Source organism: Bradyrhizobium sp. 4, assembly GCF_023100905.1.
Classification (GTDB): domain Bacteria; phylum Pseudomonadota; class Alphaproteobacteria; order Rhizobiales; family Xanthobacteraceae; genus Bradyrhizobium.
In genome coordinates, this window is record NZ_CP064686.1 from 3149257 (window position 1) to 3173478 (window position 24222).

A 24222-nucleotide genomic window follows, 5' to 3' on the forward strand; every position below is an offset into this window, starting at 1 on the left:
AGCTTAGCCGCCGACGAGCCGCGGATAAAATAGCGTCTCATCCGCGGTGGGATCAAACGACCGTGTGACCTTTAGTTCACTGCCCGCCGTCCGCGTGGCGGCGGTAAATCCCTGATCAGTGAGCTGCTTAAATCGCCGTTCAGCCTCGGCGAGCCCCTTCGGATCAGTTCGTTCAAAGAAATGTCTGCTGTCGCCTCTGTGGTCCATAACGATCTGGGTAGCCATGGAAGAAACTCCGCATTCCATTAGCCTCTAACGGGAAGAACCTCGCGGCTCCGAATAGTGTTCCCATTCTCGCCGGATTTCGTCGCGGCACCCGCCGCAATGCGGGCGGCACCGGAAGCGCGATCAAATTTTGCAGCGTTCTAAAATGGATGGATCAAAATTTTGCGGGCACGTGAAGATATCGGGTCGTCCTCGCGAGCGATTAGGAGCGCGCTCCTGACCTAAGTTGCATTCCGCGGTCGTGCAGCGCCATCAGCGGTTGCTTCAAAGAGCCCGTTGGCGCGACGCGCGCCCGACAGAAGCGGCTTCCTTCTCCGATCTAAAAACCGGCTGGATCCACACGGCAAGCCTTCCGGCGAGTGTTCACTCCCTCAGGGATGTCGGCTCGCTCCCTTCAGGGCAGCTAGCTACAGCAGCCCTTGCCGTTCTCTTGAACCGGCGGACAGGGAACGGTGCCGAAGGAGCAGAACACGCAGCAGTCGCCACGGAGCGGCTTCAGGCGCTCGCCGCAGCCTTTGCAGTCATAGAAGAACTGGCAAGCGTCGGTCCGCATGACCTCGGCAGCAGCGTGACTGCAGTTGGGACACGTGATCGTGGAGTTCAGGATCATTTACCTCAGGCGCGTGGCAGGCAGGGAGCAAGGAGCTGCCGGCGAGCTTTCTTCAGATCGGTCGCCAATTTTATCTTCTCTCTCAAGACGAGGATTTCGGAATATTCCTTTTGGATCTCTGGAGCGGTGCGAACTGCTTCAAGCTGCTGGTCGGTCAGTTTGAGGATCGCGGCAACATGCCTACTCTGGATATGGTGCATGGCAATCAAATCCGCTGTTAGAAAAATGGAACGATACAGCCAACTGCGGTGCGGCGTCGCTAGAAATAAACAGGCAACATTGCTGCCGTTTTTTGCGGCGCGTCACTGCGCTCGGGGCAGACCGTTCTTTGGGGTGGTGCGGGAAAGTGGCTTCCAATTCCCATAGTCGTAGTCACCCATCCAGGCGATAACTACAGCGTCGCAGGATAGGCACTTGAAAGAGCTTGCTCTCGTCAACGAAGAGCGGAATTGAGCAGCGCCGTACGCTTGGCCGCATCTCGCGCATGCAAAGACGACTTGTGTCGGTGCGGTCTCCGTCATCGCATATTAAGGCCGATCGACGGCCGTTGTTCCCTGGCACTCCCTAGGGGCGCCGATCACTCTCTTCAAGGGAGCTCCGATCGGTTGAGCTTGCGCAGCAGCTTCTTCACAAGGCCCGCAGTTCGGCCATTTCATTCAGGATCGTCTGCTGCATGGCAGCTTCTCGACCCGGCTTCGACGAAGCGGTTGACTTCTTGGCCTTCTTTCTTTGTAGGCATCAGTGTGACACTACGCTGGAGGCGCGCCGTTGTTCAGAAGCTGAGCGACGGCTGCTACGATCTGCGCTGGCGCAAATGGCTTGCTCAATAGGATGCTGTTGGGCACGCCGTGAGCGGACCACTGATCGGCCGCCGCACCCGTCATGTAAATAACAGGGATGTCAGGATTGAACTCTCTGGCGCGGTGGCCGACTTGTCAACCGTCAACAGTACCAACCAAATTGATGTCGGTGATGAGGGCTCGATACTTGGTGGCGTCGCTTAGAAGAAGTTTGACGGCATCCTCTCCACAGACGCTGACCTCGATCGTAAAGCCGCCGTCGGACAATGCATCTGCCACCAGGTCACGGACAAGCTGATCGTCCTCCACGACCAAGATTAGAACCGCGGCCCCTTGCATCCCTCGCTCCCTGTCGCCGGTCAGGTGTGTTCCGGATCAGGAACTCATGAGAGCGAGTTATGTTCCAAAGTGCACATACGATGCCGTCCGCTCACTTCAAAGGGAGCGAATTGCTGGCTGGTAGAAGTCACGGATCCGCTGATCGCCACGTCGTGTTTCTAGGCGCGGATTTGTTCGTTCCAACTTGAACAAAACGGCTGTACGTAGCGCATCGACTGCCTCATGCGATGACGCATCCACTGCCTCATTCGTGAAGGTTGTGCGTCCTGTGGGTGGCAGGCTTGGGCTACGTTCGAGCACCGCTCGGCGCGGCAACAAACGCAACGCAACACAACGACACAAGCCGCTGAGGGAAACCTTGGCGGCTTTGTTCCCGACGCAAACGAGTTCGGACTAAGGCCGACAACGCAGAACACCCGCCTGTGAGGGAAACGCTGCGGAACATCGCCCAGACTAACGATGCCTCGCGCGTTGCGCGGAGCAAATCCGGATGCACAAGGCGCGACGGAGTAAGCCTTAAAAGCGGCGGCAGTCGGCGGCCTCTTTCGCCCAAGTCTCCCCTTCAGTCTGCTCAACAGTAGCAGAGACTGTCAGGAGAACGCCGCCGTCCTTCCTAACGACAATCGCGATGGTGCCTGGACGAGCAGCAAGGGTAAAATCGCGCACGGCCTCGCCTAGCGCGACCATGGCCATCCTGTGAGCTGCAACAATGCTCTGCATTTCCTGGCCGAACTCGTCGAGAGTGACCCGTTCCGCTTCATGATAGTCGAAATGAAAACGCGGCATTTGCGCTAAGTTAGTAAATGCCCGCGCATTCCTAAAACCCTGAGCCAGATTTGCTGAGCTTCGATCCTGCGCTTGGGTTCAATTCATGCAGATATTCAGGGCTGAACTCGGCTACAGCTTGCAGTTCCTGTGCGCGGAGCAGAGTAACGGTGTAGTTTTCCCATTCGATGAGACCCAAAGCCCTGAGTTCCTGGATCGTCCTGTTCACGTGAACTATCGAAAGTCCACATGCATCGGCAACATCTTGTTGCGTGAGCGGTATCGTGAAACTGCCGTTGTCCGCCAGCCCGACGAATTCCATCCGAGTGGTGAGCTCGCAAACAAGATGCGCGAGTCGACCTAAGGCTTGGCGCGCTCCGAGATTCTCAACCCATTCGCGATAGATGGCAGCGTGTATCAGCGTTTCGTGCCAAAAATCGTGTGCAAGTCCGAGAGATTCGGTCATCATCTCTCTGAGAGATGAATGGGGCACAGTGGCTATGGTCGAGTTGCCGACGCTGCAAAGATCACAATCCGCGATCGGCAAAAGCAGGGTAGGCAAGTCGGGCATGTCCCCCGCTAGGTAGAATGACGAGATCTGATTTCGATCATTCACCACCCTTTGCCGGGCTAGAAAGCCGTCGATCACAACGATGCAGCTGCTGGGCTTGTCTCCCTCGCGCACCGCGTATTCGCCGTCAGCCAAGGACTTCAGCCTGTATGGTATGCGCGCGAGTCTAAGCTTATCTTGTTCGAACAGACCGCCGACTGCCTGTAGGCGCGCTATTAGCTTGCGGTGCGGCATGATCGCTCCCTTGCACATGCAGGCGGGAGCGCACGATCTCTCAGCCACCGACGCCTACGGACAAAGCCTCGGCCGGTGATGCTTCAGTAAAGCATGATATTCGCCAGCGCTCCAGATTCTTCGGCAACGAAGATGGCTTCCTCGCGCTCGGCCAGATGGAGCAGCGTTTGCACGTATCGGACTGTCTCTCCTGCAGCGAAGGGATGCAGGAAGCTTGACTGGACTCCTCGCAAATCAGCGCTTGATGAGGCTAACCAAAAGGGGCGGGATGCACTTCGCGCCGTCGGACTGATTGCGCTGCTGGAGCACGACCTCCCACGCGTCATAGCCCGTTAGATTGAGCAAAGGTACTTTCTGGTCATTTCCGTCCTTATTCCTCGGATCCTTTCTGTCTCGAATGACCACCAATCGTTTCTTCATATCAACCAGCGGCCACTCGGGTTTGCAGATTTCTTCCTGGCGCAAGGTCGTTGCCACGGCGTATCTAACGATTCGTCCCATCGGTATGAATTGCCGTCGGTTCGTCTCGAAGTATTCGATTAGTTCGTCGAGTTCGTCCTGTGTGGGTCGTCGGTCACGCTCATTGCTTTTTCCCACCAAGTTGAGGTGACTTAACGCGACGCGTGCGAGGCGGGCTTCCTCGGCTGAAACCTCGATACCGTGCACCGCGGCAGCATGAGTTATGATTGTCCGGATGAAAGATAAATCGATGGCCAACGTTGCGGGACCGGCGCCTTCCTTGGCGCGCTTCCTTTTCCGAATTCGATCAGCCGCTCTCGATTGAGCGCGGGAAGCTTCACGCTACCGAGCGCAGTCTTGAGCGACGCCATTACAGCAGCTTTTGACCGGCGAGGGGGCCTTCCAACTTCATGCATGTCTTCATCGTGCAGGTCGATCAGATCGCCAAACGTGCGAACGTTCCGCGCCACGCGTGGCTTGGACGATCCGTTGCGATCGATATTGCGCTCCATCTCGAGCGCCCATTCTTCGCCGTCCTTGCGCCGTCGAAATGTCTCGGCCACATAGCGGGTCTTCCGGCGGACCTGGACGCGCCAGTTCCCTGATGCCATTTGTGTGAAGGTCGCCACGCGTGTGCACTCCGACTTTCGTGTGCACTATGTGTGCACTGAGAGGTCAAAACGGGTACAAACGTGTGCAATTTCGTCTAGTTTGGAGTGCACACGTTCGCGGTTCATCCCATTGAAGAGTAAGATAAACTGTTGAAATATCAAGGCTATCGCTTTTCTGTTGCACCCATGATGGACTGGACCGACCGGCATTGCCGGGTGTTCCACCGTCACCTGACGCGGCGGGCGCTGCTCTATACGGAGATGCTGACCACTGGTGCCATCATTCATGGTGACCGGGAGCGGCTGCTTGGGTTCGACGTGGTCGAGCACCCGGTCGCGCTTCAGCTCGGCGGGTCGGATCCGCGCGAGCTGGCGCTGGCGGCACGGATCGGCGAGGAGTTCGGTTATGACGAAATCAACCTCAACGTCGGCTGCCCCTCCGACCGCGTGAAGGACGGCCGTTTCGGCGCTTGCCTCATGGCAGAGCCCGATCTCGTGGCGAGGTGTGTCGAGGCGATGAAGGGTGCGGTTGCCGTGCCCGTCACCGTGAAGTGCCGCATCGGTATCGACAACCAGGATCCGGAAGTCGCGCTCGACAACCTTGCGCGCGCGGTCGTTGCCTCCGGCTGCGATGCGTTGATCGTGCATGCCCGGAAAGCATGGCTCAGCGGTTTGTCACCGAAGGAAAATCGCGACATCCCGCCGCTCGACTACGATCGCGTCTATCGCCTCAAGCGAGCGATGGCCGATATGCCTGTCATCATCAACGGCGGCATCCCCGGCATCGACGAGGCAAGAGCACATCTCGATCACGTTGACGGCGCGATGCTTGGACGAGCCGCCTATCAGGAGCCGTGGCGGCTGCTCTCGGTCGATACCGACATTTTCGGCGAGGCGGCGCCGCATGCCTCGATGCAGGATGCGCTCGAAGCGATGATGCCCTACATCGAACGACAGCTCGCGCGCGGCACGCGGCTGCACTCCATGACGAGGCATTTCGTCGGCGCATTCCATGCCGTGCCCGGCGCGCGCGCCTTCCGCCGCCATCTTGCCGAGCAGGGGGGGAAGCCGGGCGCCGGCCTTGAGGTGCTGCGCGATGCGATTGCGCGTCTCGGTGCCCGCGCGCCGGCGGAGGCGGCAGCCTAGCCGAGGCACATGGCGGGCCGGATTGCAAAAGTCTAGTCGACTGCCAGGCGCGAGCGGCGTTGACTGGTCTGGAGCTCCGGATAACCGGTGAGCATCAGCTTGTCGGCGCGCACGCCCCAGCTCTCCAGGCGGTCCAGGAAGCTCATGCCGAGCAGGTTGGTCTTCATCTGCCCGCGCTGCACGACGAGGGCCGGCACCGATTTCTCGACGAGGTGACCGACGGAGAGGCGGTCGATGGTGAGGCGGGCCGCCTTGGTGTGACCGCCTGCGGTTTCGAGATCGACGTCGTATTCGAGCATCTCGAGCGGCAGCCCGATCGCTTTCGCGGTTTCCCAGGTCAGCACTACCGAAGTCGCGCCGGTGTCGATGACCATCGGTGCGGCCACGCCGTTGATCTTCGCGCGCAGCGCGAATTCGCCGCCCTGGCCGCGCGGGATCTGCACGGCGGGGGCGGGCGCTGCGGTCTGCGCGCGAAAGATATGCGAGACCTTGCTGCTCGCGCGCGCGATCTGGTCGGAATCGCCATAGGCGACGACGGCACCGGCCGTGCAGGCGAGCATGACGAGAACGAGCAGAAAGCGGGTCATTGCGCATCTCCAGATGCGCGCCGACCGGTCAGGTGCGTCCCGGCGCGATGCGCGCAAGTCCAGCCTGATTCATTCGCACCGGCAACAGCGCCATGACCGCGAGCCGTTCCGCGCTCTCCATGGCGTGCCAGCGCGCGATCTCCGGCAACGTGCGTCCGCAGCCGAAGCACAGCCTGGTCTTGGGATCGATCATGCAGACGGCCACGCAGGGCGTTTCTTTGCTCATTCGGACATAGTGAGGGATGGTCTGGCATGTCTGCAAGCATCTCGTTACGAGCCCGTACCTGCGCTCATGATCGGCTTGCGACGGGGCCGGCGCTTCTCGTCCGCTACCGCGGAACTCTCGGGCTGGAGCGGCGGAGAATCATCCGACATCGGTGCCAGCGCGCTCATCACGCGCTCGGGCGGGAAGGTGACGATCACTTCGGTGCCGATGCGCAGCTTCGATTTCAGCGTGAACGTACCGCCATGCAGGTCGACCAGATTCTTGGCGATCGGCAGGCCGAGACCGGCGCCCTGTTCGGCCGACTTGATCGAGTTGGAGCCTTGGCCGAACGAGGCCAGCACGACCGGGATCTCGTCCTCGGGGATTCCGGAGCCGGTATCCTTCACCGAGAGATATTGTCCGCCTGAGGCCGTCCAGCCGGCCTTGAGCCAGATCTCGCCGCCCTGCGGAGTGAACTTGATCGAGTTGGAGAGCAGATTGAGCACGACCTGGCGGATCGCGCGCTCGTCGGCCCACAGTCGCGGCATCGCCTGCTCGAACACCTCGTGGATTGTGATACCGCGGCTCGAGGCGCGCAGCTTCATCAGATGATGGCAGTCGGCGACAATGCCGACCAGCGAGACCGCTTCCTCATTGAGCTCGTAGCGGCCGGCCTCGATCCGCGACAGATCGAGGATCTCGTTGATGAGGTTGAGCAGGTGGACGCCGGAATTATGGATGTCCGCCGAGTACTCCTTGTAAACCGGCACGGCATGCGCGCCGAAAATCTCGCTCTTCATCACCTCGGAAAAGCCGAGGATCGCATTGAGCGGCGTCCGCAGTTCGTGGCTCATCTGCGCCAGAAAGCGCGACTTGGCGACATTGGCGGATTCGGCGCGGTGGCGCGCTTCGTCCGAGATCGCCTTGGCCTGTTCGAGCTCGCCGATCAGCGCGTCCTTCTCGGCGCGCGCCTCGAGCGTGGCGAAGGTCGAAGAGTGCAGGCGGTGGGCCAGCAGCACGAAATAGCCTTCGGCGGCGAGGGCGAGCGCGGCCAGGATGTAATTGTCCAGCGAGCCCGTCATCACGAAGCTCAGCGCCATCGCGACCGCGACCGGCGCGGTGGCGGCGAGGGCGGCGATCGGCAGATTGGCGGCCAGCATGCTCGACACTGCGATCACCAGCAGCATCAGGAACATCATCAGCGATTCCGTGATCATGTCGAGCACGGGATGGATCAGGATCGCCATCCAGCAAAGGCCATAGAGCAGGTCGAGCACGACGAAACGCGTCTGCCATGCGCGCGTTGCTGCGGGCGAGGCGGGCTCGGCCAGGAAGCGGTGGCAGCTGCGGATCATCGCGGCATGGATGCACAGCATGCCGGCGGTCCAGGCCGCAGCCGGGATCGGCTGCATCCACAGCCCAAACAACACGCCGGTCGCGACCACAAGCAGCATCACGACATAGGAGGCCGACAGCCGGGTCTGGGCGTAATGGCGCAGCATCTCGGCGTCGAAAGCCGGCCGGGTTCCACTGGTCGACGTTAACTTGTCGCGCGCCTCGCGCACCCGCTGTGCCGCAGCCCGGCGATGGCTCGCCGACGGCACGCTCACCGGCTCGGCCGGAAGCTGCACAACCTCGGGCTTTTCAGCGGGTTTACTCATCGCACAACAACAATTCCTGCCCGCGCGGGACGGGCCTTCTGCATTGTCTATCTCTGGCAAGAAATCCTTAAGAGGTGACTTAAGGAGCTAAAGAATTACGTTAACCCGGCGTTAATTTTGGATCCGACGTGAGCCGCTCAATGCAGCGCCGCGTGCTGTGCGATGTACACCACGGCGCCCGCCAGATAGCCGGCGAGCGCCGGGAGGGCGATGCGACGGGCGTACCAGAGGAACTCGATGCGCTCGAGCCCCATGGCGGCGACGCCCGCTGCCGAGCCGATGATCAGGATCGAACCGCCGGTGCCGGCGCAATAGGCGATGAACTCCCAGAGGAAGCTGTCGGGTGGATAATGCGCCAGGTCGTACATGCCCATGGTCGCGGCGACCAGCGGCACGTTGTCGATGACGGCGCTAAGCAGCCCGAGCACGATCACGATGATGTCCTGTCGGCCGATCGCGGTGTCCAGCCATTTGGCCAGCATGGAGAGCAAGCCGGCATGTTCGAGGCAGGCGACCGCGAGCAAGATTCCGAGGAAGAACACGATCGAGCCCATGTCGATCCGCGTCAGCGCATTCGCCAGCGTGAGCGGACCACGGACATGCTCATCCTTGTCGCGATGAACGATCTCGCCCACCAGCCACACGACGCCAAGCCCGAGCAGGACACCCATGAAGGGCGGCAGGTGCGTGACCGTCTTGAAGGCGGGCACCGCGATCAGTACGCCGAGTCCGAGATAGAACATCACGTTCCGCTCGAACGGATCGACGCCCTGCAATCCGTCCTCTTTCGGCGGCGGTGCGATGGTCTTGCCCTTGAGCGAAAAGCTGATGAATGCGAGCGGCACCAGCAGGTTCAGCAGGGAGGGCAGGAACACCGCACCCATGATTTTCAGGGGCGAAATTTGTCCGCCGATCCACAGCATGGTCGTGGTGACGTCGCCGATCACGGTCCATGCACCACCGGCATTTGCGGCGATGACGATGAGGGAGGCGAACAGCAATCGGTCGTCGCGCTTGGCGATCAGCCGCTGGATCAGCGAGACCATGACGATGGTGGTGGTCAGATTGTCGAGAATGGCGCTGAGGAAGAAGGTCACGAAACCGATCAGCCATATCAGACGGACCTGGCTGGTCGTGCTGATGCGGGAGGTGATGACTTCGAAACCATCATGGGCGTCGATGACCTCGACGATCGTCATCGCGCCAACCAGGAAGAACACGATCTGCGCGGTGGAGGCGACGGACTCATCAAGCTGACGGCCGACCAGCGTGTGGTCACCGGTCGCGAGCGCATAGATTGTCCAGAGCACGCCGGCGCCGAGTAGCGCAGACGCGCTCTTGTTCACCCCGATCGGATGCTCAAGCGCGATCGCCGCATAGGCGAGGACGAAGATTGCGGCGAGTGCGATCAGCAAGGCAGGATCACTTCGTCAGAGGTCAGCGATTAAGGCGCGCGAGCAGGCTCGACGTATCCCAGCGCTTGCCGCCCATCTTCTCGACCTCCGCGTAGAACTGGTCGACCAGCGCGGTCACCGGCAAATTAGCGCCATTGCGGCGGGCTTCGGCCAGCGAGATCGAGAGATCCTTGCGCATCCATTCGACCGCGAAGCCGAAATCGTATTTGTCCTCGTTCATGGTCTTGTAGCGGTTTTCCATCTGCCAGGACTGCGCGGCGCCCTTTGAGATGGTTTCGATCACGGCGGCGACATCGAGGCCACTCTTCTTGGCGAAGTGAACACCCTCGGAGAGGCCCTGGACGAGGCCGGCGATGCAGATCTGGTTGACCATTTTGGTCAGCTGGCCGGAGCCGGCCGGCCCCAGCAATTTGCACATCCGCGCATAGGCGCCTGTGATGATCGGCTCGGCACCCGCATAGGCGTCCTGTGCGCCGCCGCACATCACCGTCAGCACGCCGTTCTCTGCGCCGGCCTGCCCGCCGGACACGGGTGCGTCGATGAATTTGAAGCCGGCCTTGGTGGCGGCCGCATCGAGCTCACGCGCGACCTCGGCGGACGCGGTGGTGTGGTCGACGAAGGTCGCACCCTTCTTCATGCCGGCAAACGCGCCGTCGGCACCGATCGTGACCGCGCGCAGATCGTTGTCGTTGCCGACGCAGCACATCACGAAGTCCTGGCCCTCGGCTGCAGCCTTCGGGGTCGCCGCGGTCTTGCCGCCGAACTTGTCCGCCCACTCCTTCGCTTTGGCCGCGGTGCGGTTATAGACGGTGACCTCATGGCCCCCTTTTTTCACGAGGTGTCCGGCCATGGGGAAGCCCATCACGCCGAGACCGAGGAAAGCGACTTTAGCCATCTGTGGTACCTTGTCCGTAGTTTGGGTTTTACGGTTCTTGCCGGGCGAGGGCCGCCCGGTTCCGCCATTGCGGCAGATCGGCCGCACCATAAACCCTTGAGGCCGGAGGGCAACGGGTTCGTTTGGCCCCCGCTTGTGCTAGGATGGCGGACCTAAGGACTTCAAAAAAAGGGAGCGAAGGCATGGGCGGCGTAAGCGTGGGCGTGCTCGATCATTTCAATATCCGGACCCGGAATCTGGCCGAGACCGTCCGCTTCTACGAGGACGTGCTGGGCCTGGAAAAGGGCGCCCGGCCGAATTTCGCCTTTCCCGGCGCCTGGATGTACAGCGAGGGTAAGCCGGTGGTGCACCTCGTCGATATTTCTCCGACTGCCGAGCCACAAAAGCCGGATTCCGGCGTTGTCCACCACGTCGCCTTCGCCAGCCGCGGGTTTGACGGCATGAAGCAGCGGCTGGCCTCAAAGGGGATGAAATTCGACTCCCGCCAGGTGCCCGGCGGCGAACTCTGGCAGATCTTCGTTCATGACCCCAACGGGGTCATGATCGAGCTGAATTACGAGGCTGCCCTGGAGCAGGGCGCGGCGCCCGCCGAGATGGCTGACGATATCGGCAGGCAGTAGCATTTTGGGCGTTTCCGCTCTAATGGGGCATCTTGAATTCTAGGAGATGCGCTTTGAGCGTGACGCAGCAACAGGTTCTCGACAGCCTCGCCAGGATCAAGTCGCCCCGCGGGGTCGCGCTCACCAATGCCAACGTGCTGAGCGCGATCAGCGCGGCCGATGGCAAGGTGTTCTTCTCGATCAATGTCGATGCCGCCGAGGCGCGCGCCTGGGAATCCGTCCGGGCCGAGGCCGAGGCCGCTGTGCGCGCCATTCCCGGCGTCACCACCGTCATGGTGGCGCTCACAGCGGAGCGGAAGGCGGGCGCGGCACCACCGCCGCCGCCAACGCCCAGTCGCGGCACGCCGGGCGTGCAGCCGGTCCACGCCCACAAGCCGCCGCCGCAGGGCGGCGCCCAATCGCCGATGGCGCGGCAGTCCGAGATTCCGGGCGTCGCGGCCGTGATCGCGGTCGCCTCGGGCAAGGGCGGCGTCGGCAAGTCCACCACCGCGCTCAATCTTGCGCTGGGCCTGCGCGATCTCGGCCTCAAGGTCGGGCTGCTCGATGCTGACATTTACGGCCCCTCGGTGCCGCGGCTGACGGGCCTGCATGAGAAGCCGGAGCTGGATGGCGAGCGCAAGATGATTCCGCTCAGGCGCTTTGGCCTGGCGATCATGTCGATAGGCTTCCTGGTTGAGGAAGAGACCGCGATGATCTGGCGCGGGCCGATGGTGATGTCGGCGGTGACGCAGATGCTGCGCGACGTCGCATGGGGCCAGCTCGACGTCCTCGTCGTCGACATGCCGCCAGGCACCGGGGATGCCCAGCTCACCCTGGCGCAGAACGTCCCCTTGAAGGGCGCCGTGATCGTCTCGACCCCGCAGGACCTGTCCCTGATCGACGCACGGCGGGGGCTTGCGATGTTCAAGAAGGTCAACGTGCCCGTGCTCGGCATCGTCGAGAACATGAGCTATTTCCAGTGCCCGCAATGCGGCACGAAATCCGACATTTTCGGCCATGGCGGCGCGCGCCACGAGGCCGAGAAGCTCGGGGTACCGTTCCTGGGCGAGGTCCCCCTGCACATGGCGATTCGCGCCACCTCGGACGCCGGCACGCCCGTGGTGGACAGCGAGCCGGACGGTCCCCATGCGGCGATCTACCGCGCCATTGCGGGACAGGTGCGGGACCAACTCAAGGGCGTCATCGCCGCGGCCTGAGCGGATCCAAGCAATCCCTTCAAACCAATACCCCGGGGACATGCGACTTTCGTAGAGCCCTGTCATGCCAATGTCGCGTTTCGAAAGCGGGGCTTCCGTGTTAAAGGCCCACGGCAGTCAAGCCCCTTCGGTTCGACGCGGCCAAAGAACGCGTCGCCGGAATGAGCGGCAGCAAAGAGGAAGTTAGGGGAAACGCCCCAACAAGGAGAGACTGAAGATGAAGCGTCGTGATTTCCTGAAAGTGTCGGCAGCCGGTGCGGCGGCGACCGCAGCGGTGGCCTCGCCGGCGATCGCGCAGTCCTCGCCCGAGATCAAGTGGCGCCTGACGTCGAGCTTCCCGAAGTCGCTCGACACCATCTATGGCGGTGCCGAGCAGATGGCGAAGTACGTCGCCGAGATGACCGACAACAAGTTTCAGATCCAGGTCTTCCAGGCGGGTGAAATCGTCCCCGGCCTGCAGGCGCTGGATGCGACCCAGAAAGGCACCGTCGAGATGTGCCACACGGTGTCGTATTACTACGTCGGCAAGGACCCGACCTTCGCGATCTTCGCGTCGGTGCCGTTCGGCCTGAACGCGCGCCAGCAGAATTCCTGGCTCTACCAGGGCGGCGGCAACGAGCTCGCCAACGAGTTCTTCAAGAAGTCGAACGTGATGGGCTTCCCCTGCGGCAACACCGGCACCCAGATGGGCGGCTGGTTCCGCAAGGAGATCAAGACCGTTGCCGACCTCTCGGGCCTCAAGATGCGCATCGGCGGCATTGCCGGCCAGGTGCTCCAGAAGGTCGGCGTGGTGCCGCAGCAGCTCGCCGGCGGCGACATCTATCCGTCGCTGGAGAAGGGCACCATCGACGCGGCCGAATGGGTCGGCCCCTACGATGACGAGAAGCTCGGCTTCGCCAAGGTCGCCAAGTACTACTACTACCCGGGCTTCTGGGAAGGCGGTCCGACCGTTCACGCCTTCGCCAACATCGACAAGTGGAACGAACTGCCGAAGAACTACCAGGCGATCCTCACCAACGCGACCGTCAACACCAACACCTGGATGGCCGCGCGTTACGACATGGTGAACCCCGGCGCCCTGAAGCGTCTGGTCGCCGGCGGAACGCAGCTTCGCCCGTTCACCAATGAGGTTCTGGAAGCCTGTCTCAAGGCGACCAACGAATTGTGGGGCGAGATCTCGGCCAAGAATCCCGACTTCAAGAAGTCGATCGACGCCATGCAGGCCTACCGCTCCGACGAATATCTGTGGTGGCAGGTCGCCGAATACACCTACGACAGCTTCATGATCCGCTCGCGCACCCGCGGCTGATCTTCGAGCAAGTCGCAAGACGACACGCCCGGCCTCGTTCGCGAGGCCGGGCTTTTTCTTTGGGACGACACCGCGGAGCGGCGTTGTCGCCGCGGTAGGGGCGGGGCGTCCAGCAAAAAATCTGAAAAACAACCCCATGCATAGTAGACGAGGGGCGAGAGGACAAGGCGCTGCGAGTGCAGCCAACAGCTTGATGCGATGGAGTTAATGGCAGGCAGGCCCGGGCATTGCGCGGTCGATGGCAACTTGGCATTTTGGGAGCCAAAAGCGGGGTGGGTCAGGCGTACGAAGCGACTGCTTCAGCGAGACCGTTTGACTCGTCGGGCAAAACAGTGGCAGAAAGGCATTATCGTATAATCCGAAATTGGCGCCTCGGTGGTCAGCCTGGGTGACGATGAGCTTCGATCCCGATGAGGTTCAAAGCGCGCTGCGCAAGGGCTGGTCGTTGGCAACCGCCAGGCAATGGACGGCGAGCATCCGGCGGCAGGACAATGCAACGTCACTTCGCTATTGATTCACGAGCTCTTCGGCGGCGACTTGCTGAAGACGCCGCTTCCGGCCAGCGACCATTTTTACAATCGCATCAATCGCAGACGGGTGACAGGAGTGGGCGCGGGAAATCAGCTGAGCATCAATTCGCAAGGCGGTCTTTGCTCATGCGCAGGATGATCACCACACCCTCTTCCGACCAGTCAAAACTTATAGCCCCGCCAAGCTGGGCGGCCATACTTCGGTGCACCAACTGGCTTCCGAAGCCTTCGAGCTTTGTTGGAGCGACAACAGGGGGACCACCCCGCTCCGTCCACTTGACCAACACCTCGTCCTCGTGGGCGTTGCACGATACGTCCAAGGTGCCACTCGAAAGCGACAGCGCACCGTATTTCGCAGAGTTGGTTGCCAGTTCGTGCATCACCAAGGCGAGTGCTGTGCTGGAAGCCTCTCCCACGTTCATCTTGGGGACCGAGACGCGAATACGAACACTGGCTCCCTCCTCGTCGTACGGCGCAAGCAGAACGGAGATGAGGTCTCCAAGCAGCGTCCCCCCTCTGTTTTGTCCTGGTACCGGGCGAACGAGGTCCTGAGCACGTCCAAGAGCGATCAGGCGGCTGGTCAGCTCCTGGGCCATATCTTCTTTTGATGCTGCCGAGCGTGAGCTGATTTGAGTCAGCGCCGTTGCGACGGTGAGAAGGTTTTTCAGCCGGTGGCTCATCTCGCCCGCCAGTAGCTCGTTGGCTTCCTCAGCTTGCTTGCGTTGGGTGACATCCAGGAAAATACCGAACATAGTTCGATCCGCTATGTCGGCGTCGTCGCCTTGGCCCCGAGCGGAAATCCAACGAATATCGCTTCCGGTTAGAATACGAAAATCGATCTCGTAAGAGCCCACGACTGCGCGAGTAGCCGCAAATGCTGATCTGACCCTCTCAAGATCGGCCGGGTGGATACTCTTGGAGAGTATTTCGAACGTAATGTTCTGCTCGTCCTTGGACACCTCCCAGAGGTCGTACGCGGGTTCATCCATGGTGATGGCGTCGGTATCAACGTTCCAGGACCATAGAGCGACACCGGCCGCGCGAGTGGCAGCCCGAAGGTGCTTTTCGTGCCACAACGGCATCGTCACCTGGCTAGGAAACATCGCGCTTTGCTTTCCTGCTGATCCGACCAGATCGGCATCTCTGCCGACGGGCGATCGACAGATACCATACCCCGTAGAAAAGGTCTCGGTTCGACCGGGAGGGCGGGTTGAAGTGTGGTCCCGTGCCCGAGTTGGCTCAGAAGCGATCCTCAAACGAGCCATGAGGCTCGCCGACGGCCATAAGTGGCGCTGTTCGTCTGCGACTACGCATTGCTTCGCGAACCTTCATTCAGCAATTTGAGCTGGTGCCGATTGAACACATACGAACCGATGGGCATCGCCACGAACCGTTGGCGCTATGCCGGGTCATCACGTCCTTTGGGGCGCTCGGCATTTTATTCGGAAATTCCGTGCCGCCGCTTTCTCGCCAACAATCTGCCCGTCAGGCGCCGGTAGTCTCTCGGGGCTGTTGTACGCCCGGACCCTCTTTTCCATGGATCAACACGGCCTCGGCAGCAGCTTCGTCGATGGCTGCCATCACGTCAGCGGTTGCGGAATAATGAATCATGTGTCCCGCTCCGTCGATGCGGCGCAATTTGCTCTGCTTGACCTCGCCGTGCAGCCTGACCGACTGCTTGATATCGATCAGACGATCGTCCTGGCCTGCGATAATGATCGTCGGCATCTTGAGCTCTGCATAAGTCTTCGAACCTGAGAATGCGGCGGGGATCAACATCGTCGCTTCAGCCGCTGTGGCCCGCATCTGTGATGGGCGGAGCGCCATTTCTTTCGGAAAGCCCGCAAACTTGTTCGGCACCGGCCGGGGGCCAAACAGCTTGCGCAACATCGCGGGCCACATCATCCGACCGGCTAGCGGCGAAATCGTGGAGCTGATGACGTCCCCGACCACTGGTAGGGCGGACAGCACCGACGCGGCGCTGTCCGCGCGGGGAGTCGGGAAATAATAGCCCGAGGCCAGCACGAGAGCCTGCACGAACGAGGGATGTCTTGTCGCCAGCGCAACCGCGACCGACGCTCCCCACGAATGGCCAAGGACAATCGCTTGAGAGACCCCCAACTGATCGAGCGCCTTCTTGAACAGGTCCGCTTGGGCATCCGGGGTCCAGACGACGTGCCTCGGCCGCGAGCTATGCCCAAAACCGGGACGATCGAACACCATGACCCTGTAGTTCTCGGCCGCGAGATCGATCAATCCACTCGCGTCGAAATCCTGGACCATGCTGCCATTGCCGTGAAACAAGACCAGCGGCTTGCCCCTGCCGCGTTCCAAATAGTGCAGGCGGACCCCCTCGACGTCGATGAACCGCCCCTGCGGAGGATTATCGCGTTGCGCTTTGTTCGCGAGCCGCCGGTTTATGATTGCGGTAGCCGCGATGAGAGTACCTGCGGCAGCAAATGCGGTGGCGCCCGGATGTCGCGTGAGGGCGGCCAGGCAGTCGGACAGAAGCGAGGGGGAACGTGTTCGTCGTGCAACCCGCATGTGCATTACCTTCGGTGGTCTGCACGACGCCTCATGCAAGTGAGAAATGTTGCAGCCGAGGCAAACGGGGATGCGGGGTGTTTGGTTCCTCGATGAAAAGCAGACGTCCGAGCCGGCGCGAGGTTCCGGCGAACGGCCTCTGGCGTTGGTGCAGACTCGCGCGTGCAATACGGGGCGCGAGTAGCCGATAACGGCGCCCCCTCAGGCCGCGCCGGCCTCTTTGCCGAAAACCACGGTTTAGAACGCCGATCTATAGCTGTGGACCAGACAGTCTGACTTCTCGCTCAGCGCGTAGGACATTGCCATACAGGCTGCTGATCCATTGCCGTCCGCTCGAGGTTACATTCAAGCAGCGGATGGCAGCCTGGATTTGGGGTGCAACCTTGGTCCAGTAGAATTGAGGGTATTTGTACACCACATCCGCGGGCGTGGCGTATCCGAGCGATTTGTTGAGCCCGATCTCCTCAAATTCATAGAAGAGCGCATTTGACTTTTTCATGTAGTTCGGATCGCCGAGCTGACCAATCAGATCAGCGGCGCGGAGCAGCAAACCTTCCTCATCATCCAAGTCATCCTTGAGTTCGCTCGTTGGTTCGTCCGTATAGGGAAAACGGGTATATTCGATGGCCCTGGCAACGCGAGCGGCGTCGATCTGGTCGACGGCGTCGAGACGCTCCGCGGCGAACAATTTCGAGCGGTCCACGTGATAGGGTGCAAGCGCTGCATCGGAGGAGCCGATCGGCAACTCCACCGTTCGGCCGGTACCATCAACGACATAGGCTGCCTCTTGGTCTCCATGGATTATTCCCCGGACGTAGCCGATGTCGTGAATCAGACAGGCCAGGATGAAGTGAGCATAGTCGCTCGCCGTCGTCGGCCTCAGGAGGGAGCGGCCGATCAGAATGTCGTGCCCGACCAGCGTGACCAACAACGTGTGCTCGACATTGTGGTATAATGCATCGCTGTTGCCGATACATTCCAGGGCAAGCTTTGCCGCGTAGGGGAGCAATTCCGGTAAGGTGGCATGCGACGAGCCGAAGCGGCCTCTTGTCTCCGAGATCAGGAACGCACCGAGCGCCTGGGACGTCAGTTCTGGAATCGTTATCACCGGCAAGCTCCTCAGTTCGTCAGGGCACGGACCAATGCGATACCGACTTAGAAGTTGCTAGCGCGCGCCGCGACGCCGGGGCATCTGTCCATTAGCGCGCGGCGGCTTGCAGGACCGAGGCAACGGCCGGATCGGTCAAGGACGCACTTCGAAGATCATGTTGAACGGCGTCTCGGTGGCGCGGCGGAAGCGCCTGAAGCCCGCTTCAGTCGCCACTTGACGCAATCTGCTTTCACCGGCCTGTGCGCCGAGCCCCAAGCCCACTTCCTGAGACAGTGATGCCGGCGTACAAATGAATGTCGAGGCGTGATAGTAGACGCATCCGACCGGGTTGAGATTGTCCTTGAGATTGTCATGAGCAAACGGCTCGACGATCATCCAAGCCCCATCCTTGGCTAGCGTTTCCTTGACATGCTTGCCTGCACCCACGGGATCGCCCATGTCATGCAGGCAATCGAAGAACGCCACCAGATCATAGTCTTTGGCTGGAAAATCCTTGGCACTGGCCTGCGCGAACGTGATGCGGTCTCCAACTCCCGCTTCTTGTGCCAGGACCTTGGCGCGTTCAATCGAAGGCTTATGGTAATCGAACCCGAAGAACTCTGAATTGGGGTAGGCCTGCGCCATCACAATCGTAGAGGCGCCGTGGCCGCATCCGACGTCGGCTACCCTGGCGCCGGCTTTCAGTTTCGCTTCGACGCCTTCGAGCGTCGGAATCCAGTTCGAAGCCAGATTGGCGTTATAGCCCGGCCTGAAGAAGCGTTCGGTGCCGGAGAAAAGACACTTCGAATGCTCGTGCCAACCAACGCCTTTCCCGGTTCGAAACGCTTCGGCGACTTTGGGTTCGTCGAGATAGGTGGATTGCACGACATCGAATGCGCCTGCAAAGAAGGCTGGCGACCCCTCTTCGGCGAACGCCATGGTTTGCTCCGCCGAGAGTGAGAACGCATTTTTTTCCGGATGGTAGTCGATGTATCCGGAGGCGGCCTGTCCGGACAGCCATTCGCGCACGTAACGCTCATGCAGTCCGGTCTTCTTCGCAAGCTCGGACGGAGTGATCATGGCACCATCCGCCATCGCCTTGTAGAGTCCGAGGCGATCGCCGAGCAGTATGCTGGCGCCGCCAAGCGCGATGCCGAGGTCGCCGACCAGCTTTCCTACCAGCGCGTTCAGCTTTTCAAGGTTTGGTTCACGCATTGCAGCTTCCTCCTCTTTGAGAACAGCCTCATCGTTATCCAAAAAGCCTAGGGCGACCGGCGGATCGCAAGCATGAAAGGGTTCGCGTTCCGGCGAATAGCCGCGGGCCGCTTGATGTCAGAATGGGTCAGAAGCGGTAACGTTGATCGAGCCGCGGATTCCTTGCCTGCAGCCCAGCAGCCGACATGCGCGGCCATATGGGCACCGGCCCGACTAGCTTACACCAACCTGACAAAGTTAAAAGCGAAACCGGGCTCGCTTGTGTTCTGGCCGAAATCGTGCGGATGGTGGAAGAGGTCGTAGATGCGGCGCGAGCCGTGCTTGCACCGGAACATCCCGCGGGAAAATGCGATGCGCCTTCTGATCGTCGAAGACAATGCCGAGCTGTCGCGGCTCGTTGCCGGCGGGCTGTCGGCGGCCGGCTATGAGAGCGACATCGTCGGCAGCGTCGCCGAAGCGCGCGAGGCGGTCAGCAGCGTCAGCTATGCCGCGATGATCCTGGACCTCGGACTGCCCGACGGCGATGGCCTGTCGGTGCTGCGCGAGCTGCGCCGGCAGATGGAGCCGTTGCCGGTGCTGGTGCTGACCGCGCGCGGCGGCTTGCAGGACCGCGTCAGCGGCCTGCGCAGCGGCGCCGACGACTATCTCGCAAAACCTTTCGCGATGGAGGAGCTGGTGGCGCGGCTGGAGGCGATCCTGCGCCGTCCGGGCCAGTTGCTCGGCCGCTCGCTGCGCCTCGCCAACCTTGTCTATGACACCGAAAGCCGCCAGATCTTCGTCGACGACCAGCCGCGCATCATCTCCGCGCGCGAGACCTCGGTGCTCGAGATCCTGCTGCGCCGACAGGGGCGGGTGGTGCCGAAGAAGAACGTCGAGGACCACATCTTCGGCCTCGACGGCGAGGTCGCCTCCAACGCGGTCGAGGTCTACGTCTCGCGGCTGCGCAAGCAGCTCGCCGAGCACGGCGCCAAGGTCGTGATCCACACCATCCGTGGCGTCGGCTATCTCATGGCCGAGGAGAAATAGCGTGGCCCGGATCGGATCTCAGGCCGGATTCCGCGCCGGGATCCATGCGAGGTCGCCGACATTCAAATCGCTGATCTGGCGCATCGTGTTCCTGCACATCGTGGCGGTCGCGGTGGTCGCGATCTTCCTGCCGCTAGTGCTGTTCTGGCTGCTCAACTCCGAGATCGACCAGCTGCACCGCGACGCCATGCGCGCCCAGGCCGAGGTGTTGGCCGAGCGCATCGTCGTCCAGCCCGACGGGCTGCTGACGTTCAACCTGCCGGACAGTCTCAAGGGCCTATATTCGGAAGCCTATGGCCGCTACCAGTACGACATTCGCGATGCCGAGGGACATCTGCTGTTCTCGTCGCGTCGCAAGACCGGCACTGCCACGGTCGCGCCACCGCCGCTCTCCGAGACGATTTCCGGCGCTGGCGTCACCCGCACCATCGACGGCAAGGTGATACGCATTCGCGTCGCGGAGGACCTCGCGCACCGCGACGTCATCATCGACGACATCGTGTCGAACTTCTTCCGGCGGGTCGGGTGGATCACCATTCCGATCCTGCTGGTCCTGCTCGCCATCGACATCATCATCTTTCGCCGCGCCGTCGCGCCGCTGTGGAAGGCCTCCGAGGAGGCAAGCAATATCGGTCCGGCGCGCACCGACATCCGCCTGCCGACGGAGCAGATCCCGCGCGAGATCATGCCGCTCGTCACCGCCGTCAACCAGGCGCTCGACCGCCTCGAGGACGGCTTTCGGGTGCAGCGGCAGTTCACCGCCGACGCCGCGCACCAATTGCGCACGCCGCTCGCGATCCTGCGCACGCGAATCGAGACGCTCGGCGACGGCGCTGCACGGCAGGCGCTGCATGCCGACATCGAGGGCATGAGCCGCATCGTCGCGCAGCTGCTGGAGATCGCCGAGCTCGACACGCTGGTGCTCGATCCCGGCGAGACCGCGGATTTGCGCGCGGTCTGCGCCGAGGTGGTCGGTTCGATCGCGCCGCTCGCGATCGCGCAGCACAAGGACATCGCGCTGAGGGGCACCGAGGGGCCGGTGCTGATCCACGGCAATTCCGTGATGCTCCAGCGCGCGATCTTCAATCTCGCCGAAAACGCCATCAAGTTCACGGCAAAGGACACGTCGGTCGATGTCGATGTGAGCGAGGATGGTGCGGTGCGCGTGCGCGATTGCGGACCGGGAATTGCGGAAGCCGAGCGCGAATTGATCTTCCAGCGCTTCTGGCGCGCCGACCGCCAGCGCAGCGACGGCGCCGGCCTCGGGCTGTCGATCGTGCGCGCGGTGGCGGATGATCACGCGGCGACGGTTGCGGTGGAGAATCTTCCGGGGAGCGGCGCGCAGTTCACGCTGCGGTTCAGGCTGGCGGAGAAGTCGGCGACGTTGATTTGAACGCGGTGCGGCACTGACGCGCCACCTTCTCCCGCATCCACCTTCGCCAAGGCTTCGCCGGACATGAGGGGAGAAGGCGAAAGCGACGGCTATTTCAGCTTGCGGGTGGACAAATCCATGATCATGCGCGTGGTCAGATAAAGACGCGGCACGATGCTGTTGAGCTGCACATATTCGGCATCGTTGGAATGCGCGCCGAAGCCCGACAGACCCATGCCCTCCACCACGGCTCCGCTGGTCTTGAGTGCGGCAAACGCCGCGTCGGTGCCGCCGCCGGTCGCTTTCTCGTCGACCTTGAGGGGCAGTCCGAGCTCCCCATAGATCGTCTTGCCGTGGGCCGCGACGCGACGTGAGGCGTCGTTGGCCTCAAGCGGCGGACGGCGCACCTCGAATTTCAGCGCGACCTTGGAATCGGGCAGCAGGTGATTCTTGATTTTCTCCTGAAGTGTCTTCTCCAGCTCGTCGAAATCGGCGACCTTGAGTGCACGTGCGTCGGCCTGGGCCGTGGCCTCCGCCGGGATGACGTTGCGGTTGGTGCCGGCCTTGGAGACCGTCCAGTTCAGTTTCAGGCCCTGCTCTGGCTTGGACAGGTCCTTCATCTGCAGCAGCTGGTGCGAGAGTTCGTACAGCGCGTTGACGCCGCCCTCGGGCCGTGAGCCCGCATGCGAGGACTTGCCCTGCACCGTGAGATAGGCCGAGCCGATACCGCTGGTGGCCAGCCGCAGCGTGCCGTCGGTGCCGCCGCCTTCAAACGAGAACACCACGTCCTGATCCGAGGCGAATCTGGTGATGGTGCTGCGCCAGCCCGGTGAGGAGATCTCCTCGTCGCCGTTGGTGAGCACCGTGAGCGTGCCGTAATCCCGGAAGCTCAGCTTCTGCAGCAACGCAACGGTGTGGAGAATGAGCGCGACGCCCTGCTTGTCGTCGGCAATGCCGAGGCCGTAGGCCTTGTCGCCGTCGATGCGGAACGGTTGATCCTTCAGCATGCCCTTCAGGTACACGGTGTCCATGTGGGCGATCAGCATGATCTTCTTGCTGCCTGTGCCCTTGAATACGGCGTGTACGGCCGGGCCGATCTTCTCGGGTGTGTCGTCGAGGCGATAGACGTCTGTGGGTTGCAGGATTTGCACCGTGCCGCCGAGCTGCTTGAGCTGGCCGGCAACGCGCTCGGCGATCTGGTTCAGGCCTTCGACATCCTTGCTGCCGGATTCGATGCTGACGAGATCGCGCAGCGTGTCGAGCAGCGGCTGCTGCTCCTTTTGCGCCAGCGCATGGACGTCGGCCATGACATTCGCGCCGGGCTCGGCGTGGGCCGGCATTGCAGCACAGGCCAGCCAGAGCGACGCGATCAAGGGACCAACGAGCGATGGAGCAGGGTGCGATCGAGGCATGCGTGGCGGCCTTGGGTTGGGGGGATGGCGCGGTATGCCCGTGTTTCCGGCGCTTGTCACGCGCCCGGCACACCCATCAGGCACCGCCGAGGCGAACGTGACGTGGAGGGCGAGGGTCGGTCGCCTAAGTCTAAAGTCGTAGGATCGGATGGGGATGGAAATCGGACGACACATGTTCCATGCTGGCCTCCAAGCCTCGGCAAGAAGGCCCACCGTCACAATCCATCAGGGTAGGAAATCATGAAAAGACGAGATTTCATCAAGGTCACCGGGCTTGGTGCGGCGGGTGTCGCCACGCTCGCCGCTCCAGCAATCGCGCAGACGACGCCCGAGATCAAATGGCGCATGCCGACGAGCTGGCCGAAATCGCTCGACACGCTCTATGGCGGTGCCGAGATGATGGCCAAGATGGTCGCGGAAGCGACCGACAACAAATTCCAGATTCAGACATTTGCCGGTGGCGAGATCGTGCCGGGGCTTCAGGTGCTCGATGCCGTGCAGAACGGCACCTGCGAAATCGGCCACACCGCGTCCTACTATTATTTTGGCAAGGACCCGACCTTCACCTTCGGATCGTCGGTGCCGTTCGGACCGAACATGCGCATCAACCAGGCCTGGTACACACTGGGCGGCGGCAGGGAGATCCTCAACGAGTTCTACAAGAAGTACAACGTCGTCTCGCTGCTTGCCGGCAACACCGGCTGTCAGATGGGTGGCTGGTTCCGCAAGGAGGTCAAGACGCCCCAGGACTTCAGCGGGTTGAAATTCCGCATCGGAGGCTTCGCCGGAAAGGTGATGGCCAAACTCGGCGCGGTGCCGCAGCAGATCGCCGGAGGCGACATTTATCCGGCGCTGGAGAAGGGCACCATCGACGCCGCGGAATGGGTCGGACCGTATGACGACGAGAAGCTCGGCTTCGTGAAAGTCGCGCCGCATTATTACTTCCCGGGCTGGTGGGAAGGCGGGCCCATGCTTCTGGCCTTTGTCAACCAGGACAAGTGGAATGCGCTGCCGAAGCACTATCAGAGCATCCTCGAGCAGGCAGGGCACTACGCCAACAACTGGATGATGGCGAAGTATGACCAGGCCAATCCGCCGGCGCTGCGGCGCCTGCTCGCGGCCGGCGCCAAGCTGCATCCGTTCTCGCCCGAGGTCATGCAGGCCTGCTTCAAGGCATCAAAGGAGCTGCACACCGAAGTCTCGGCCACCAACCCGGACTTCAAGAAGGTCTACGAATCGCTGACCGCGTTCTCGAACAACGGATATCAGTGGTTCCAGGTCGCCGAAGTCGGCTATGACAACTTCATGGCGCGCAATTCGCAGAGCTGATCGCCGGGAGCGATCCGCCTAAACGAAAAAAACCCGGAGCGAAAGCTCCGGGTTTT

At 61.7% G+C, this 24222-nt stretch carries 25 protein-coding genes and 1 pseudogene; 8 read left to right on the plus strand and 18 right to left on the minus strand.

The window, feature by feature from the left end:
* Positions 1–3: 3 nt before the first annotated feature.
* From IVB45_RS14300 to IVB45_RS14335, 8 genes are all read right to left on the minus strand, one after another.
* Positions 4–225, minus strand: a complete 222-nt coding sequence (locus IVB45_RS14300) for a hypothetical protein (protein ID WP_247286736.1) — start codon at positions 223–225, stop codon at positions 4–6.
* Positions 226–628: 403 nt separating this feature from the next.
* Positions 629–835: a GDCCVxC domain-containing (seleno)protein gene (locus IVB45_RS14305; protein WP_247286735.1), complete on the minus strand. Its 207-nt coding sequence runs from the start codon at positions 833–835 to the stop codon at positions 629–631.
* Between the two features lie 5 nt (positions 836–840).
* Positions 841–1035, minus strand: coding sequence for a hypothetical protein (locus tag IVB45_RS14310; protein WP_247360339.1), 195 nt, complete (start codon positions 1033–1035; stop codon positions 841–843).
* Between the two features lie 735 nt (positions 1036–1770).
* Positions 1771–1974 carry a hypothetical protein gene (locus IVB45_RS39065; protein WP_346015310.1) on the minus strand — a complete coding sequence of 68 codons (204 nt, stop codon included), beginning with the start codon at positions 1972–1974 and terminating at the stop codon, positions 1771–1773.
* 516 nt (positions 1975–2490) lie between these two features.
* Positions 2491–2760 (minus strand): hypothetical protein, encoded by a 270-nt coding sequence (locus tag IVB45_RS14320; protein ID WP_247360340.1) that lies wholly within the window; start codon positions 2758–2760, stop codon positions 2491–2493.
* Positions 2761–2791: 31 nt separating this feature from the next.
* Entirely contained in the window at positions 2792–3544 is a 753-nt protein-coding gene (locus IVB45_RS14325; protein ID WP_247360341.1) for a Crp/Fnr family transcriptional regulator, read from the minus strand.
* Between the two features lie 234 nt (positions 3545–3778).
* Positions 3779–4261 carry a hypothetical protein gene (locus IVB45_RS14330; protein ID WP_247360342.1) on the minus strand — a complete coding sequence of 161 codons (483 nt, stop codon included), beginning with the start codon at positions 4259–4261 and terminating at the stop codon, positions 3779–3781.
* Positions 4225–4632 carry a hypothetical protein gene (locus IVB45_RS14335; protein WP_247360344.1) on the minus strand — a complete coding sequence of 136 codons (408 nt, stop codon included), beginning with the start codon at positions 4630–4632 and terminating at the stop codon, positions 4225–4227. The genes IVB45_RS14330 and IVB45_RS14335 overlap by 37 nt, the downstream gene beginning before the upstream one ends.
* A 132-nt stretch (positions 4633–4764) precedes the next feature.
* Here IVB45_RS14335 and dusA point away from each other — a divergent pair, with 132 nt between their 5' ends.
* Complete coding sequence (dusA, locus tag IVB45_RS14340; RefSeq protein ID WP_256469464.1) at positions 4765–5760, plus strand: tRNA dihydrouridine(20/20a) synthase DusA; 996 nt, start codon at positions 4765–4767, stop codon at positions 5758–5760.
* Between the two features lie 32 nt (positions 5761–5792).
* On the opposite strand, the gene IVB45_RS14345 is transcribed toward dusA, so the two are convergent.
* The 5 genes from IVB45_RS14345 to IVB45_RS14365 form a co-directional block, all read right to left on the minus strand.
* The gene (locus IVB45_RS14345; RefSeq protein ID WP_247360346.1) at positions 5793–6347 is read right to left on the minus strand and encodes a TIGR02281 family clan AA aspartic protease; all 555 of its coding nucleotides are present in this window, start codon (positions 6345–6347) and stop codon (positions 5793–5795) included.
* Positions 6348–6375: 28 nt separating this feature from the next.
* Positions 6376–6573, minus strand: coding sequence for a DUF1289 domain-containing protein (locus IVB45_RS14350; protein WP_247360348.1), 198 nt, complete (start codon positions 6571–6573; stop codon positions 6376–6378).
* A gap of 44 nt (positions 6574–6617) precedes the next feature.
* Positions 6618–8213 (minus strand): HAMP domain-containing sensor histidine kinase, encoded by a 1596-nt coding sequence (locus tag IVB45_RS14355; protein WP_027569397.1) that lies wholly within the window; start codon positions 8211–8213, stop codon positions 6618–6620.
* Between the two features lie 137 nt (positions 8214–8350).
* The gene (gene nhaD, locus IVB45_RS14360; RefSeq protein WP_247360350.1) at positions 8351–9628 is read right to left on the minus strand and encodes a sodium:proton antiporter NhaD; all 1278 of its coding nucleotides are present in this window, start codon (positions 9626–9628) and stop codon (positions 8351–8353) included.
* A 22-nt stretch (positions 9629–9650) separates the two neighbouring features.
* Positions 9651–10523: an NAD(P)-dependent oxidoreductase gene (locus tag IVB45_RS14365; RefSeq protein WP_027569399.1), complete on the minus strand. Its 873-nt coding sequence runs from the start codon at positions 10521–10523 to the stop codon at positions 9651–9653.
* A gap of 182 nt (positions 10524–10705) precedes the next feature.
* Here IVB45_RS14365 and IVB45_RS14370 point away from each other — a divergent pair, with 182 nt between their 5' ends.
* The 4 genes and pseudogenes from IVB45_RS14370 to IVB45_RS14385 all read left to right on the plus strand — a co-directional run.
* On the plus strand, positions 10706–11143 hold the full coding sequence (locus tag IVB45_RS14370; protein ID WP_027517244.1) for a VOC family protein: 438 nt from the start codon (positions 10706–10708) through the stop codon (positions 11141–11143).
* A gap of 53 nt (positions 11144–11196) precedes the next feature.
* Positions 11197–12339: an Mrp/NBP35 family ATP-binding protein gene (locus IVB45_RS14375; protein ID WP_247360352.1), complete on the plus strand. Its 1143-nt coding sequence runs from the start codon at positions 11197–11199 to the stop codon at positions 12337–12339.
* Between the two features lie 217 nt (positions 12340–12556).
* Positions 12557–13648: a TRAP transporter substrate-binding protein gene (locus tag IVB45_RS14380; RefSeq protein WP_007592593.1), complete on the plus strand. Its 1092-nt coding sequence runs from the start codon at positions 12557–12559 to the stop codon at positions 13646–13648.
* A 394-nt stretch (positions 13649–14042) separates the two neighbouring features.
* Positions 14043–14233 (plus strand): annotated as a pseudogene (locus IVB45_RS14385) (hypothetical protein); the annotation flags it as partial.
* Positions 14234–14279: 46 nt separating this feature from the next.
* On the opposite strand, the gene IVB45_RS14390 reads toward IVB45_RS14385, so the two are convergent.
* The 4 genes from IVB45_RS14390 to IVB45_RS14405 all read right to left on the minus strand — a co-directional run bounded on the left by IVB45_RS14390 (position 14280) and on the right by IVB45_RS14405 (position 19027).
* Entirely contained in the window at positions 14280–15281 is a 1002-nt protein-coding gene (locus IVB45_RS14390) for a sensor histidine kinase (RefSeq protein ID WP_027569400.1), read from the minus strand.
* Positions 15282–15663: 382 nt separating this feature from the next.
* The gene (locus IVB45_RS14395) at positions 15664–16722 is read right to left on the minus strand and encodes an alpha/beta hydrolase (protein ID WP_027569401.1); all 1059 of its coding nucleotides are present in this window, start codon (positions 16720–16722) and stop codon (positions 15664–15666) included.
* A gap of 250 nt (positions 16723–16972) precedes the next feature.
* Positions 16973–17830 carry a metal-dependent phosphohydrolase gene (locus tag IVB45_RS14400; RefSeq protein WP_247360354.1) on the minus strand — a complete coding sequence of 286 codons (858 nt, stop codon included), beginning with the start codon at positions 17828–17830 and terminating at the stop codon, positions 16973–16975.
* 135 nt (positions 17831–17965) lie between these two features.
* Positions 17966–19027 (minus strand): class I SAM-dependent methyltransferase, encoded by a 1062-nt coding sequence (locus tag IVB45_RS14405; RefSeq protein WP_247360356.1) that lies wholly within the window; start codon positions 19025–19027, stop codon positions 17966–17968.
* 351 nt (positions 19028–19378) lie between these two features.
* On the opposite strand from IVB45_RS14405, the gene IVB45_RS14410 reads away from it, so the two are divergent.
* Positions 19379–20053, plus strand: a complete 675-nt coding sequence (locus IVB45_RS14410; protein WP_027569404.1) for a response regulator transcription factor — start codon at positions 19379–19381, stop codon at positions 20051–20053.
* A 1-nt stretch (position 20054) separates the two neighbouring features.
* Entirely contained in the window at positions 20055–21446 is a 1392-nt protein-coding gene (locus IVB45_RS14415) for an ATP-binding protein (protein WP_247360358.1), read from the plus strand.
* An 89-nt stretch (positions 21447–21535) separates the two neighbouring features.
* Here the strand turns inward: IVB45_RS14415 and IVB45_RS14420 are convergent, their stop codons facing one another.
* Positions 21536–22837 carry a M20/M25/M40 family metallo-hydrolase gene (locus IVB45_RS14420; RefSeq protein ID WP_247360360.1) on the minus strand — a complete coding sequence of 434 codons (1302 nt, stop codon included), beginning with the start codon at positions 22835–22837 and terminating at the stop codon, positions 21536–21538.
* Between the two features lie 240 nt (positions 22838–23077).
* On the opposite strand from IVB45_RS14420, the gene IVB45_RS14425 reads away from it, so the two are divergent.
* Positions 23078–24166 carry a TRAP transporter substrate-binding protein gene (locus IVB45_RS14425; protein WP_027569406.1) on the plus strand — a complete coding sequence of 363 codons (1089 nt, stop codon included), beginning with the start codon at positions 23078–23080 and terminating at the stop codon, positions 24164–24166.
* Positions 24167–24222 lie beyond the last annotated feature (56 nt).

Excerpts from the sequence above, each read along its gene's own strand:
- IVB45_RS14300 (WP_247286736.1), bottom strand. The coding sequence starts at position 225 with ATGGCTACCCAGATCGTTATGGACCACAGAGGCGACAGCAGACATTTC.
- IVB45_RS14305 (WP_247286735.1), bottom strand. The coding sequence starts at position 835 with ATGATCCTGAACTCCACGATCACGTGTCCCAACTGCAGTCACGCTGCT.
- IVB45_RS14310 (WP_247360339.1), bottom strand. The coding sequence starts at position 1,035 with ATGCACCATATCCAGAGTAGGCATGTTGCCGCGATCCTCAAACTGACC.
- IVB45_RS39065 (WP_346015310.1), bottom strand. The coding sequence starts at position 1,974 with ATGCAAGGGGCCGCGGTTCTAATCTTGGTCGTGGAGGACGATCAGCTT.
- IVB45_RS14320 (WP_247360340.1), bottom strand. The coding sequence starts at position 2,760 with ATGCCGCGTTTTCATTTCGACTATCATGAAGCGGAACGGGTCACTCTC.
- IVB45_RS14325 (WP_247360341.1), bottom strand. The coding sequence starts at position 3,544 with ATGCCGCACCGCAAGCTAATAGCGCGCCTACAGGCAGTCGGCGGTCTG.
- IVB45_RS14345 (WP_247360346.1), bottom strand. The coding sequence starts at position 6,347 with ATGACCCGCTTTCTGCTCGTTCTCGTCATGCTCGCCTGCACGGCCGGT.
- IVB45_RS14350 (WP_247360348.1), bottom strand. The coding sequence starts at position 6,573 with ATGAGCAAAGAAACGCCCTGCGTGGCCGTCTGCATGATCGATCCCAAG.
- IVB45_RS14355 (WP_027569397.1), bottom strand. The coding sequence starts at position 8,213 with ATGAGTAAACCCGCTGAAAAGCCCGAGGTTGTGCAGCTTCCGGCCGAG.
- IVB45_RS14365 (WP_027569399.1), bottom strand. The coding sequence starts at position 10,523 with ATGGCTAAAGTCGCTTTCCTCGGTCTCGGCGTGATGGGCTTCCCCATG.
- IVB45_RS14370 (WP_027517244.1), top strand. The coding sequence starts at position 10,706 with ATGGGCGGCGTAAGCGTGGGCGTGCTCGATCATTTCAATATCCGGACC.
- IVB45_RS14380 (WP_007592593.1), top strand. The coding sequence starts at position 12,557 with ATGAAGCGTCGTGATTTCCTGAAAGTGTCGGCAGCCGGTGCGGCGGCG.
- IVB45_RS14390 (WP_027569400.1), bottom strand. The coding sequence starts at position 15,281 with ATGTTTCCTAGCCAGGTGACGATGCCGTTGTGGCACGAAAAGCACCTT.
- IVB45_RS14395 (WP_027569401.1), bottom strand. The coding sequence starts at position 16,722 with ATGCGGGTTGCACGACGAACACGTTCCCCCTCGCTTCTGTCCGACTGC.
- IVB45_RS14405 (WP_247360356.1), bottom strand. The coding sequence starts at position 19,027 with ATGCGTGAACCAAACCTTGAAAAGCTGAACGCGCTGGTAGGAAAGCTG.
- IVB45_RS14410 (WP_027569404.1), top strand. The coding sequence starts at position 19,379 with ATGCGCCTTCTGATCGTCGAAGACAATGCCGAGCTGTCGCGGCTCGTT.
- IVB45_RS14420 (WP_247360360.1), bottom strand. The coding sequence starts at position 22,837 with ATGCCTCGATCGCACCCTGCTCCATCGCTCGTTGGTCCCTTGATCGCG.
- IVB45_RS14425 (WP_027569406.1), top strand. The coding sequence starts at position 23,078 with ATGAAAAGACGAGATTTCATCAAGGTCACCGGGCTTGGTGCGGCGGGT.